Source organism: Muriicola marianensis (assembly GCF_014638095.1).
In the GTDB taxonomy this organism is placed as follows: Bacteria; Bacteroidota; Bacteroidia; order Flavobacteriales; family Flavobacteriaceae; genus Muriicola; species Muriicola marianensis.
In genome coordinates, this window is record NZ_BMFH01000001.1 from 1,942,031 (window position 1) to 1,954,630 (window position 12,600).

Genomic DNA, 12,600 nt, shown 5'->3' on the forward strand with positions numbered 1-12,600 from the left:
CTGAATCTGCAGGGCATTATCTCAACTCAATATCGAATTGTGTCAATTGCTTAAATTGCTCCAGCCTTCGTTCAACCTCCTCCTTGGTAAGGTTTTGCATCCGTTCTGTACCGAACTTTTCCACACAGAAGGAAGCGAGATTCGACCCGTGGATCACCGCATTCCTGAGGTTGTTAAATGACACGTTTTCCGTCTCGGCCAGGTAGCCCACAAAGCCTCCCGCAAAAGAATCTCCGGCCCCTGTAGGATCGAAAACCTCTTCGAGCGGTAGTGCAGGTGCAAAGAACACCTCCCCGTTATGGAACAGTAAGGCCCCATTCTCACCTTTCTTGATCACTACGTATTTCGGCCCCATGCGGTGGATCTTCTGAGCAGCTTTTACCAGGGAATACTCATTAGAAAGTTGCCTGGCTTCACTGTCATTGATCGTGATCACATCCGTCCTGCTGATCACCTTCTTCAGCTCGGGAAAGGTATGGTTCATCCAGAAATTCATGGTATCCAGCACCGTGATCTTAGGTTCTTCCCTCATTTGTTCCAGGGCTTTCAATTGTACCGAAGGATGAAGGTTCCCCAGCATGAGTACATCTGCATCCCTGAAATGATCAGGTATCACCGGTTCGAAATCTGCGAGTACATTCAGTTCAGTGGCCAGGGTTTCCCTGCTGTTGAGGTCATTGTTGTATTTCCCACTCCAGAAAAAGGTCTTCCCTTTCTCGATGATCTCAATTCCGGAAACATCTATCCCCTTATTCTTTAAAAGGTCGAGGTACTCCCTGGGAAAATCACCGCCTATGACCGATACGATGGCCGATTCAGCCCTGAATTGTGAGGCCGCGAGACCTATAAACGTTGCTGCACCTCCCAGGATCTTGTCTGTTTTTCCAAAAGGGGTTTCTATGGCATCGAATGCTACTGTACCCAGGATCAAAAGCTTGCCCATACTCGCTGTTCAAATTCGATGCAAATATACGCTTTTGTAATTGCCTTCGCTCAGTCGGTTTTCAGGAAATCATTAGCTGTTTACTTCCGACCAAAATCAGCCGGAATCTCACCCCATGCGACAGTTTCCCATTTCACGATAGGCGTAGTGTACGAATTCTTCTCTAACCATTTTTCGGCCCTCGTGATCAGGTCGAACAATTCCCGGTTGCGGGCATTGGGCTGTAGCTTGGTGTTGCATCGCTTTTTCCGTACCCAGCTGATGGCCGTACGTGAATCCGAATAGAGGACGCGGTCTGAACGCCTTTCTTTCAGGAAGGCGAGACCGTGTACGATCGCCAGAAATTCCCCGATATTGTTGGTGCCCTCCGGAAAAGGCCCCTGTTTGAATAATCGCTTGCCAGTTTTAGTGTCTACTCCCTGGTACTCCATCTTTCCCGGATTTCCGCTTGAGGCCGCATCTACAGCAATGGAATGAGGGTTGGGATCCCCGATCTTCATCAATTCCTCACCTGAAAGTCCGGGTTTCTTCTTTTTTTGCCCCTTGTAGGCTGCGTAAGAACTGTTGTAAGCCTCTTCAGCATCTTTTCTCGAAGGAAAACCCATGTACTGAGCGCCTTTGATTCCCGAGATCTGCTCTTTGCATTCTTCCCAGCTCCCGTAAATTCCGGGGGCTTTACCTTTCCAGACCACATAGAATTTGTTCTTGGCAGCCATCAGTTGCGGGTTAGGAGGTCTTCAATGACAAGAGGGAAGTGCCTGTGCTCCAGGAGCTGCACTTTCCTGCCGATCTCTTCTGCGGAATCTCCGGGTTCCAGCCTAGTCTTTTCCTGTGTAATAATGGCCCCTTCGTCATATCGTTCATTGACATAGTGGATGGTGATCCCTGATTCTTTTTCTCCTTTGGCTTTGACGGCCTCGTGGACATGATGTCCGTACATACCCTTCCCCCCGTATTTTGGAAGTAGGGCCGGATGAATATTGATGATCTTTTTAGGGAAAGCCTGCACCATCTCCGCGGGAATGAGGCGCAGAAATCCGGCCAGGACAATGAGGTCCGGCTGAATGGACTTCAGGAGTTTAAGGACATGTCCGCCTCCTTTGAAACTGTGGCGGTTAAAGTAAAAGCCTGGAATTCCCAGGGTATTGCACCGCTCGAGGACGTAGGCGTCTTTCCTGTCTGTCAGGACGCAGGAGATCTTTATTTCGGGGTGTCCTTCAAAATATCGCGCAATGTTCTCAACATTGGTTCCGGAACCTGAGGCGAAAAGGACAATGTGTTTCATCGTTGATTTCTGAGTAAAGAAGCGGGCTCTATTCCCGGGGAGGTCAGCAGCATGTTGTACGGATGGGAAGAATAGCGATCGACCGCGATCAGCAGCCCGACTTTCCCCTTAATTTTATGGTGCTAAAGTAATATTCTTGCGATTAAATTTCTTAAATTACCCTACAAAATGGCATCCGGTGGTGAATTTCCACCAAAGTTTTTTATTTTTGCCATCAATTAAAAATTAAAACCAAAAAAATTATGTCAGACATTGCATCAAGAGTAAAGGCAATTATCGTTGATAAGTTAGGGGTTGATGAAAACGAAGTTGTGGCAGAAGCTAGCTTCACCAACGATCTCGGGGCAGATTCATTGGATACTGTTGAACTGATCATGGAATTCGAAAAAGAATTTGACATCCAGATCCCGGATGACCAGGCAGAAAATATCGCAACCGTCGGCCAGGCAATAAGCTATATTGAAGAGGCCAAATAAGGAATTTTATACATAACATGTTGTAATTTATCCATGTGGTTTCCACGCTGCATGGATATTTTTTTTAATTTTCGCTTGGCATAGGTACATCTGATACAAAAATTGATTCTATGGAGTTAAAACGAGTAGTTGTTACCGGATTAGGTGCCCTTACACCCATCGGGAATACCCTCGAGGAATACTGGGAAGGACTTAAATCAGGGAAAAGCGGTTCTGCTCCCATCACGTACTACGACACCGAAAAATTCAAAACTAAATTTGCCTGTGAGATCAAGAACTACGATCCACAGAATTACTTCGACAGGAAAGAAGCGCGCAAACTGGATAGGTTCACCCAGTATGCCCTGATCTCTTCTGATGAGGCAATCGCCGATGCAGGTCTCGATCTCAATGCTCTTGATAAATTCAGGGTTGGGGTGATCTGGGGTGCCGGGATCGGTGGTCTTGAGACCTTCCAGAATGAAGTGATGGACTTTGCAAAGGGAGACGGAACCCCGAGGTTCAACCCCTTCTTTATACCCAAGATGATCGCGGATATTGCCCCGGGGAATATTTCGATCAAGCACGGTTTTATGGGGCCTAATTATACAACGGTCTCCGCCTGTGCCTCCTCGGCCAATGCAATGATCGACGCCTTGAATTACATCAGGCTGGGCTATTGTGACGTAATTGTCACCGGAGGTAGCGAAGCAGCCGTAACCATGGCTGGGATGGGTGGTTTTAATGCCATGCATGCCCTGTCTACCAGAAATGACAGCCCGGAAACAGCCTCCAGGCCTTTTGATGTAACACGGGACGGATTTGTACTCGGGGAAGGTGCCGGTGCCCTGATACTCGAGGAATATGAACACGCCAAAGCCAGGGGGGCGAAGATCTATGCAGAGTTGGTCGGCGGAGGGATGTCCAGTGATGCCTATCACATGACAGCTCCCCATCCTGATGGGATCGGCGTGGTGCGCGTGATGGAAAATTGCCTTAGGGATGCAGGGATGAAACCGGAAGAGATCGACGCGATCAACACCCATGGCACGTCCACTCCTTTGGGAGATGTTGCCGAATTAAAAGCGATCTCTCAGGTCTTTGGCGAGCACGCCCCAAAAATCAACATCAATTCCACCAAGTCCATGACCGGACATTTACTGGGTGCGGCAGGAGCCATCGAGGCTATTGCTTCCATCTTAGCCATGAAACACAACCTGGTACCCCCCACGATCAATCACTCAACAGTAGATGAGAATATAGATCCCAAACTCAACCTGACCCTCAACAAGGCCCAGCCCAGGGATGTCAGGGTGGCTATGAGTAATACCTTTGGTTTCGGGGGCCATAACGCCTGTGTGATCTTTAAAAAAATAAGCTAGACGCAGGATGAATTTCCCTTCAAATATCTTTAATTCCCATTCAAAAAAGGATGGGGATTTTTTTTTAAGCATATCAAAAGTCCTGGGATTTAAACCTAAGGATGTCAGCATCTACAGAAGGGCATTTCTGCACCGATCGGTCAACCTGAAAGACAAGAAAGGGAACCCCATGAATTACGAGCGACTCGAATTTCTGGGGGACGCAATGCTCGGAACCATTATTTCCAGACATCTCTACAACGAGGTTCCGGGAGGGGATGAGGGGTACCTCACCAAGATGCGTTCGAAGATCGTGAGCAGGAAGCATCTCAATGAGTTGGGGAAGGACCTGGACCTCATTAGGTTTGTCGAGACCAAGATCCCTAAATCGCATTTTGGCGACAACATCCACGGCAATGTCTTCGAGGCCTTGATAGGGGCTATCTATCTCGACCGGGGGTATAAATATTGCGAAAAATTTATTCGTGAACGAGTCATTGAACCTTATGTGGATATCGAACAGCTGGAAGGCAAAGTGATCAGCTACAAAAGCCTGCTGATCGAATGGTGTCAGAAGCAAAAAAAGGAATTCAAATACGAGGTGTACGAAGATGATGGGAAGGACCTCTTAAAGCATTTTGGCGTCAGATTGTTCATCAATGGCAAACAGGTATCCAAAGCCAGAGCTACTTCCAAGAAAAAAGCAGAGGAGAAAGCGTCTAAAAGAGCTTTTTTTGCCCTGCAGCACAAAATTGAGAAATCCTGATCATTAAGTGAACTAAATCGTTTGCGCCATTATTTCACGGGCGTCGGACTAGGTGAGTAACGTTATAAATTATATATTTACATCTTAGGCTTTTATGGGGTCGAGCATGCGAATACTGGAAGATTTTTATGAAGAGGATTTTGCGCTGGCAGGGATTCACACCAGCCTTGAGGATTTTACCCTGGTGTACTCCCTGAATAAGATCCTGAAACTCCGACTCCGCAGGGCTGTTTCGGATCTTTCCTTTTCTTCGAATATCTTTTATCCCTATTTCGAATGGAAGGATGAATTATACGACAGAAGCTGGTCTCTGTTGACCAACTCCTGTATTACGGAACAAAGGGGTCCTTCGGGAGATCTTTTTCCGGAAGAGCCATCATTTACCAACAATGCTCTGGTTCCCGAGCATAAAGGAGCCAATTTTCTGTTGAAAACTGAAGAAGACGTATTGAATTCGGAAGTGATCTCCAGGATCAAATCCATACCCGGTGTCATAACGGCCTATGTCATTGAAACAGTGAATCTCAAGTCGAAGACCAACTTAATTTTTTAAGAATGCCGAGTAAAAAGAAGACAAAGATAGTTGCTACCCTGGGCCCGGCCTGCAGTGATAAGGATACCCTGAGGAAGATGATAGAGGCGGGGGTCGATGTCTTTCGCATCAACTTCTCTCATGCCGATTACGACGATGTAAAGACGCGTATCGAAATTATACGCGAGCTGAACGAGGAAATGGGGATTTACACCGCCATCCTGGCCGATCTTCAGGGGCCTAAACTCCGGGTAGGGGTGATGGCCGGTGAAGTGGTAGTAGCCCCCGGAGATGAGATTACCTTTAAGACCGGGAAGCCGTTTGAAGGCAATTCCGAAACGGTCTATATGAATTACGCTGAATTTCCCAGGGACGTGAACCCGGGTGAGCGTATCCTGCTCGATGACGGGAAACTCATCTTCGAGGTCGTGGCGACCAACAAAAAGGATGAGGTGCAGGCTAAAGTGATACAAGGTGGACCTCTGAAGTCCAAAAAAGGGGTGAACCTGCCCAATACGAATATCTCTCTCCCTGCCCTGACCAAGAAAGACATCAAGGATGCCATTTTCGCTATTTCTCAGAAAGTCGACTGGATTGCTTTGAGTTTCGTCCGCTATAGCCAGGATCTCATCGACCTTCAAAACCTGATCGAAGAACACTCCGAACACAAGATCCCTATCGTGGCCAAGATAGAGAAACCGGAGGCGGTAGAAAATATTGATAAGATCGTTTCCTATTGCGACGGACTCATGGTGGCCCGGGGCGACCTGGGGGTGGAAGTTCCCGCCCAGGAAGTTCCGCTCATACAGAAGACCTTGGTTCTCAGGGCAAAGCGGGCGAGGATTCCCGTGATCATCGCCACACAGATGATGGAGACCATGATCACAAGCCTTACGCCCACCCGGGCAGAGGTTAACGATGTGGCTAATTCAGTCATGGACGGGGCCGACGCGGTAATGCTCTCGGGGGAGACATCTGTGGGGAATTATCCCGTTCAGGTGATCGAAAAAATGTCGAGTATCCTCAGCAGTGTGGAAGGATCAGAACTCATCAAAGTGCCTCAGGAGCCCCCTCATATCAGGACCAAGAGGTATATCACAAAAGCTGTGTGTTTTCACGCCGCTACCATGGCCAATGAGATAAAAGCCAAGGCGATCTCCACCCTGACCAATAGTGGGTATACCGCCTTCCAGATCTCGGCCTGGAGACCGAGCGCTCATATTCTGGTCTTTACTTCCAACAAAAGAATTTTGACTCAGCTGAACCTCCTTTGGGGTGTGAAGGCCTTCTATTACGACAAGTTCGTCTCCACGGACGAGACCATTGAGGACGTAAACCGCATCGCCTGTCAAAAGGGTTTCCTGGAGGCGGGGGATATGCTGATAAGCCTGGCGGCTATGCCCATCAAAGCGAAAGGGATGGTCAATACCCTCAGGGTCACGGAAATAGATTCATGTAATTTCTAAAGAGCTTACAATTCAAATCTGAGTTGTACAGAAACGCTTTTTTCTTCGGTGGGGGAGGCGTCCTTCCCATTGAGATTGGAAAGGGATATTCCCAATAGTCTCACCGAATTCTCTAAGGGCTGCTGGTAGAGAAGGTCTATGGCCGTGTCGAGAATCAGGTCTTTGGCACTGATGTAGTATGGCAGGGTCCTGCTCCGGGTCTGCAGGGTGAAATCACTGTATTTGATCTTCAGGGTGACCGTCCTGGCAGACGTACCTGCCTTTGCTACCCTCCTTGCCAGTTCTTCCGCAATATGCTCCAGGCGGTCCTTCATAAATACTTCGCTGCTGAGGTTTTCGCTGAACGTCCGTTCTGCGCCCAGGGATTTTGGGGTTCGGTGCGACTTCACCTCACTCCGGTGGATGCCCCTCACGACCTCGTAATAATGAACACCACTCTTCCCGAAATGTTCCTCCAAAAACTCGGGGGTCTTGTCCTTCAGGTCCTTTCCCGTGAAGATGCCCTGGTGGTACATTTTCTCTGCCGTTACCTTACCTACGCCGTAGAACTTACGGATATCAAGTGCTTCGAGAAATGAAAGGACATCTTCGGGGTTTATGGTCTTCTGCCCATTCGGTTTATTGATATCACTGGCTACCTTGGCGATAAATTTATTGATGGAAATACCGGCAGATGCGGTGAGCCTTACTTCCCTGAAAATACGGTCCCGGATCTCCCTTGCGATCAAAGTGGCAGAGGGATTGCCTTTCTTGTTACTGGTCACGTCGAGGTAGGCTTCGTCCAGGGAGAGGGGTTCCACTTTATCCGTGTAATCGAAGAAAATAGAACGGATCTGCAAAGAGATCTCCTTGTAGCGGTCGAATCTCGGCTTTACGAATACCAGATCAGGGCAAAGTTTCGATGCAAGTACGCCACTCATGGCGCTCCGCACCCCGAATTTCCTCGCCTCGTAGCTCGCCGCTGCAACTACCCCTCTTTTGGCCCCTCCCCCGACGGCTACGGGCTTTCCTTTTAATTCCGGATTGTCGAGCTGTTCAACGGAAGCATAGAAGGCATCCATATCTACATGGATTATTTTCCTGATGGGGAAATCGAAGGGCATAAACAAATTTAAGTCATATCTTAGTTTTATGGACCAGCCGTTGAAAACCGCCATCATCCTGGGAGCTACCGGACTGACCGGCGGTATTCTACTGGATAAACTCCTGGAGGATCCAAGGTACGGATGTGTAAAAGTCTTTTCGCGATCCCCCCTTCAGAAAGATCATCCAAAATTGGAGGTACACCTGGGCGATCTTCTGTCCCTTTCAGATTTTAAACCGCATTTTATGGGAGATGAGGTCTATTGCTGTATTGGCACTACCAAGGCTAAAACCCCGGAGAAAGAGAAATACAAGGCGATCGATTATGGGATCCCTTTGGAAGCTGCCAAGCTGAGCAAAGAGAACGGAATTGATACTTTCCTCGTAATTTCTGCCCTGGGCGCAGATCCGGGAAGCGGGATCTTTTACAATCGGGTCAAGGGTGAGATGGAGGAAGCTGTAATGGGGAAAGGGATAAGTCGTACCTATATCCTCCAACCCGCCCTGATACAGGGCCCCCGGGAGGAGAGCCGGCCCGGGGAATGGATGGCCAGGAAACTCTTTTCCGTGCTGGATGTCTTACTGGTAGGACCTTTGCGCAAATATAAATCTATCAGGGCCGAGGATATCGCTACGGCCATGATCTGGCTCGCCAATAATGAAATTTCACTGAACAGAATCGTCTCAGATACCATAAAAGACCTTGCCCATGCTTGAGATTGAACGTAAATACCTGGTAAGATCCCGTGCGTATCGTGAGGAAGCCATAAAAAAAGAGGAGATCGTACAGGGTTTCCTCAATACCCATCCCGATCGTACTGTCAGGGTCCGCCTCAGTGGGGAGCAGGGATTTATGACGGTGAAAGGGAGGACAGATAATGAAGGGATCACCCGATTTGAATGGGAACGCGAGATTCCGGCCACCGAGGCCAGGGCTCTGCTGGAGATCTGTGAACCGGGAGTGATTCGCAAGGTGAGATACTTTGTGAGGAGTGATTCACACCTGATAGAGGTGGATGAGTTTGGAGGGGCCAATGAAGGCCTGGTCATCGCCGAGATCGAAATGCAGGAAGTAGATGAAATCATTGTAAAACCCGACTGGCTTGGGGAGGAAGTAACAGGGGATCCCAGATACTACAATTCCCAGCTCAGCAAAAACCCGTATTCCACATGGAAAAATACCTGAACCTCTATTGTCTGTTCTCACTTCTAGTCCTGGCAGGGTCCTGTGGGGAGCAGAAAACTGCGGATATTACTTTGCCCGCCCCAACAGAAGAACTTCAAAAGTCCAGTGCCCAATTAAAACAGGAACTCGTTGAAAAGGGATTCCAGGTGTTTGATTATGTAGACACTAAGACCGCCGATACTGTCCTCATGCAGCAGTATTTTATAGCCTTCCTGAAAAGAGGTCCGAACAGATCGCAAGGCAAGGCAGAGGCAGACAGTCTGCAGACCCTTCACCTGGAACACCTAGGCAGGATGTACGATTTGGGATATGCCGATATATCAGGGCCTTTCGGGGACGATGGGGATATCAGAGGGATTACGATCTACAATACGCCTACCCTGGAAATGGCTGACAGCCTGGCCAATCTGGATCCCATGGTAAAGTCGGGTCGCCTGGTCATAGAGATCCACCCCTGGTGGGCCGCCAAGGGGTTTCCACTCAGGTAAGGTTCAAAAAGCGCTTTTGAACTGTTCCAGGAAACGCAAGTCGTTCTCGCTGAGGAGGCGGATGTCTGAGATCTGGTGGAGGAGGAGTGCGATCCTGTCTATACCCATTCCAAAAGCGAAGCCGGAATATTCCTTGGAGTCTATCCCGCAATTGTCGAGGACATTGGGATCTACCATGCCGCAGCCCATTATCTCAAGCCATCCGGTGCCCTTGGTCATACGGTAATCCGTCTCAGATTCCAGCCCCCAGTATACATCAACCTCTGCACTCGGTTCGGTGAATGGGAAATATGACGGTCTCAGACGGATCTTCGACTTCCCGAAAAGCTCTGTAGTGAAGAACTGCAGAGTCTGTTTGAGGTCTGCAAAAGAAACATCCTTGTCTATATAAAGTCCTTCCACCTGGTGGAAGAAACAATGGGAACGTGCCGAAATGGCCTCATTCCGGTATACTCTGCCGGGAGATATGGTCCGGATCGGAGGTTTGTGAGTTTCCATATAACGTACCTGTACCGATGAGGTATGGGTACGCAGCAGTAGATCCGGATTGGTCTGGATGAAAAACGTATCCTGCATATCCCTTGCCGGGTGGTGTTCCGGCAGGTTCAGGGCAGTAAAATTATGCCAGTCGTCCTCGATCTCAGGCCCTTCTGAAACGTTAAATCCGATCCTGCTGAAGATATCGATGATCTGGTTCTTTACGATGGAAATCGGATGCCTGGAGCCCAGTTCCAGGGGCTCTCCGGGGCGGGTCAAATCGCCATAGATGGATTTATGACCTACCTTCTCTTCCAGGGAAGCCTTGAGGGTACTGACCTTTTCCGAGGCCAGGACCTTTAATTCATTGATAGTCTTCCCGAATTCCTTTTTCTGATCATTCGGAACCTGTTTGAATTCACTGAAAAAGTGATTCAGTATTCCTTTTTTCCCCAGGTATTTTATTCTGAATTCCTCAACGGCTTCCTCCGATGCCGCAGTGAAATCTTGAACTTCTTTGATATGTTCCTTGAGCTGGTCGATCATTTCAGGTATTCTTGGTTTGCCGCGTTCAAAAATAGGTGTTTTTTAGAATTCAGGGGTATCCCTTTAAGCAAAGTTTCCGGGTTGGGGATCAATCGGGGTCCGGGGTTGTATGTTCGTTGTTTTTCAGTACGTATTTCACACATTGGCCAAAGCTGTCAAAAATATGCTCATGGGGCACCAGGCCGGGGATGATATCGATCCGTTCCATCATATATCTCGGCTGATCCAGAACCCTGACAAAGAGCACACGGATATCCTTACTTCTGAGATCCTGCAGCACATCTTCCATGGCATAGAGGCCGGATTGATCCATATATTGCATCCTTCCCAGTCGGATGATCACTGTGGATGCTGTAGCCGGGATCTGGTCTGCCAGCATTTGGAAATCACTCGTCGTTCCAAAGAATAGAGGCCCTTTAATGTGTTTTATAAAGACCTTTTCCCGAAGGAAGTTGGGAAAGCCCTTTTCATCTGCCCAGGCCTTTTCGGTAGCCACCGACCTGATCTCTGATCGCTTGGCGGTGAGGTCCCCGATCTTTTTCATGAACATCAGTGAGGCTATGACAAGTCCTATACCCACTGCGTAGACCAGGTTCCACAGGGTTGATAATATCAGGACCACCAGCATGATGACGACCTCCATACTGAACCTGAGAGGGCCGAGCTTCACATCGCGGGGTAGGCTCGGGATGGCCTTGAGGCCCTTGTAATCCATGACCTTGATCCCCACAGTAATCAGTATCCCGGCCAGGACAGCAGCGGGTATCTGAGAGGCCACAGGGCCCAGAGCCAGCAAGATGATCATGAGCAGGATGCCCGAGATCATCCCGGAGAGCTTGGTTTTGCCCCCGGCGTTGATATTGACCACGGTCCTGATGGTCGCACCGGCTCCGGGGATACCTCCAAATACGGCGGCAATACTGTTGCCAAGGCCTTGCCCGACAAGTTCCCTGTTGGGATCGTGTTTCGTTTTTGTCATGTTATCCGCCACTACAGAGGTGAGCAAGGAGTCTATGGATCCCAGCAGGGCCAGAGTGAGGGCTGTAAATACAAAAGGGGTGATAGCCTGCAGGCGGAATTCTGTGATGATCTCAAGATTTGGGATGGGAAGGCCTTCGGGAATGGTTTCAATAGGACGGTAATCGAGCCCAAGGGCATAGGCTGCTCCCGATACAAGGATTAGTCCCGTCAATGTACTTGGAACTTTTTTGGTCAACTTTTTCGAGCTAAATATGATCACAACTGTGACCAGTGCCAGGATAAATTCGGTCCAGTTGATATTTCGAAGTGCCCTCGGCAGCACTGTGACCGCCCCGATCACCCCTGATGCCTCCTTAGCGGCCAGAACCTGTGCCTCTTCGAGGATCTCTTCCTCTGTGATCTCTCCGGCCCTGGAGATGGTCTCGTGAAAATCCTCCAGCACGAGGATACCCTCTCCGGCCTCTTCCCTCAGAATGTTTTCAAGGATCAGTTCCTCAGCCTGGGGCTTGAAGGGTTCTACCCAGCTCTGGTCCTCTTTGGGGTAATATCCCAGGGCGGGTAGTAATTGGGTGATGATGATGATGAGTCCGATGGCAGTCATAAACCCTGAGACCACAGGATATGGTATATATCGGATATAACTCCCTAAACCGATAATTCCCAGCCCGATCTGCATAAGACCGCTGAGTAGAAATACTGTAAGGATGGCGGGGAGAGCCTTTTCCACACTGCCGTCATAAACCGCTATGATCCCTGCAATGACGATCATACTGACCGCCGTCATAGGAGCTGTGGGTCCTGAGATCTGGGTGGGTGTACCCCCGAAGAGTGCGGCGAAGAAACTGATAAAAATAGCCCCGTACAGGCCTGCACTGGGCCCGAGGCCTGAACTGACCCCGAAGGCCAGCGCCAGGGGAAGAGCTACGATCCCGGCGGTGATCCCCCCGAGGAGGTCGCCTCGTAAATTTGAGAACAGGGATCTCATTAAAAGGTCGAATAGGTTGTCCCTTCTAAGATACTCTAAATCCGCC

14 protein-coding genes are annotated in these 12,600 nt (G+C 49.1%); 8 read left to right on the forward strand and 6 right to left on the reverse strand.

The genetic code is table 11. The features are described from left to right. Window positions 1-16 precede the first annotated feature (16 nt). The 3 genes from IEV19_RS08775 to purN form a co-directional block, all read right to left on the reverse strand. A complete protein-coding gene (locus IEV19_RS08775) occupies window positions 17-943 on the reverse strand; it encodes a PfkB family carbohydrate kinase (protein ID WP_188370278.1) in 927 nt (308 codons plus the stop codon). An 80-nt stretch (window positions 944-1,023) separates the two neighbouring features. Then, the gene (locus IEV19_RS08780; RefSeq protein WP_188370279.1) at window positions 1,024-1,659 is read right to left on the reverse strand and encodes a ribonuclease H1 domain-containing protein; all 636 of its coding nucleotides are present in this window, start codon (window positions 1,657-1,659) and stop codon (window positions 1,024-1,026) included. Beyond that, a complete protein-coding gene (gene purN / locus IEV19_RS08785) occupies window positions 1,659-2,228 on the reverse strand; it encodes a phosphoribosylglycinamide formyltransferase (protein ID WP_188370280.1) in 570 nt (189 codons plus the stop codon). The genes IEV19_RS08780 and purN overlap by 1 nt, the downstream gene beginning before the upstream one ends. A gap of 242 nt (window positions 2,229-2,470) precedes the next feature. Here purN and IEV19_RS08790 point away from each other — a divergent pair, with 242 nt between their 5' ends. The 5 genes from IEV19_RS08790 to pyk all read left to right on the forward strand — a co-directional run bounded on the left by IEV19_RS08790 (window position 2,471) and on the right by pyk (window position 6,808). Next, the gene (locus IEV19_RS08790) at window positions 2,471-2,704 is read left to right on the forward strand and encodes an acyl carrier protein (protein ID WP_009778413.1); all 234 of its coding nucleotides are present in this window, start codon (window positions 2,471-2,473) and stop codon (window positions 2,702-2,704) included. 110 nt (window positions 2,705-2,814) lie between these two features. Continuing rightward, window positions 2,815-4,065, forward strand: coding sequence for a beta-ketoacyl-ACP synthase II (gene fabF / locus IEV19_RS08795; RefSeq protein WP_188370281.1), 1,251 nt, complete (start codon window positions 2,815-2,817; stop codon window positions 4,063-4,065). 7 nt (window positions 4,066-4,072) lie between these two features. Then, a complete protein-coding gene (gene rnc, locus IEV19_RS08800; protein ID WP_188370282.1) occupies window positions 4,073-4,810 on the forward strand; it encodes a ribonuclease III in 738 nt (245 codons plus the stop codon). A gap of 106 nt (window positions 4,811-4,916) precedes the next feature. Next, window positions 4,917-5,363, forward strand: a complete 447-nt coding sequence (locus tag IEV19_RS08805; RefSeq protein WP_188370283.1) for an IPExxxVDY family protein — start codon at window positions 4,917-4,919, stop codon at window positions 5,361-5,363. A 2-nt stretch (window positions 5,364-5,365) separates the two neighbouring features. Continuing rightward, window positions 5,366-6,808: a pyruvate kinase gene (gene pyk, locus IEV19_RS08810; RefSeq protein WP_188370284.1), complete on the forward strand. Its 1,443-nt coding sequence runs from the start codon at window positions 5,366-5,368 to the stop codon at window positions 6,806-6,808. A gap of 5 nt (window positions 6,809-6,813) precedes the next feature. Here the strand turns inward: pyk and dinB are convergent, their stop codons facing one another. After that, the gene (gene dinB / locus IEV19_RS08815; protein ID WP_188370285.1) at window positions 6,814-7,911 is read right to left on the reverse strand and encodes a DNA polymerase IV; all 1,098 of its coding nucleotides are present in this window, start codon (window positions 7,909-7,911) and stop codon (window positions 6,814-6,816) included. A gap of 28 nt (window positions 7,912-7,939) precedes the next feature. Between dinB and IEV19_RS08820 the strand changes: the two genes are divergently transcribed. From IEV19_RS08820 to IEV19_RS08830, 3 genes are read left to right on the forward strand one after another with little or no spacing between them, the layout of a single operon-like run. After that, window positions 7,940-8,608, forward strand: coding sequence for an NAD(P)H-binding protein (locus IEV19_RS08820; protein WP_188370286.1), 669 nt, complete (start codon window positions 7,940-7,942; stop codon window positions 8,606-8,608). Further along, window positions 8,601-9,077 (forward strand): CYTH domain-containing protein, encoded by a 477-nt coding sequence (locus IEV19_RS08825; RefSeq protein WP_188370287.1) that lies wholly within the window; start codon window positions 8,601-8,603, stop codon window positions 9,075-9,077. Before IEV19_RS08820 ends, IEV19_RS08825 begins: the two co-directional genes overlap by 8 nt. Continuing rightward, entirely contained in the window at window positions 9,062-9,565 is a 504-nt protein-coding gene (locus tag IEV19_RS08830; protein ID WP_188370288.1) for a YciI family protein, read from the forward strand. Before IEV19_RS08825 ends, IEV19_RS08830 begins: the two co-directional genes overlap by 16 nt. A 3-nt stretch (window positions 9,566-9,568) precedes the next feature. Here the strand turns inward: IEV19_RS08830 and pheS are convergent, their stop codons facing one another. Together pheS and IEV19_RS08840 are read right to left on the reverse strand one after the other, a co-directional pair. Continuing rightward, a complete protein-coding gene (gene pheS, locus IEV19_RS08835) occupies window positions 9,569-10,588 on the reverse strand; it encodes a phenylalanine--tRNA ligase subunit alpha (RefSeq protein ID WP_188370289.1) in 1,020 nt (339 codons plus the stop codon). Window positions 10,589-10,676: 88 nt separating this feature from the next. Next, window positions 10,677-12,554: a SulP family inorganic anion transporter gene (locus IEV19_RS08840; RefSeq protein WP_188370290.1), complete on the reverse strand. Its 1,878-nt coding sequence runs from the start codon at window positions 12,552-12,554 to the stop codon at window positions 10,677-10,679. Window positions 12,555-12,600: the final 46 nt, after the last annotated feature.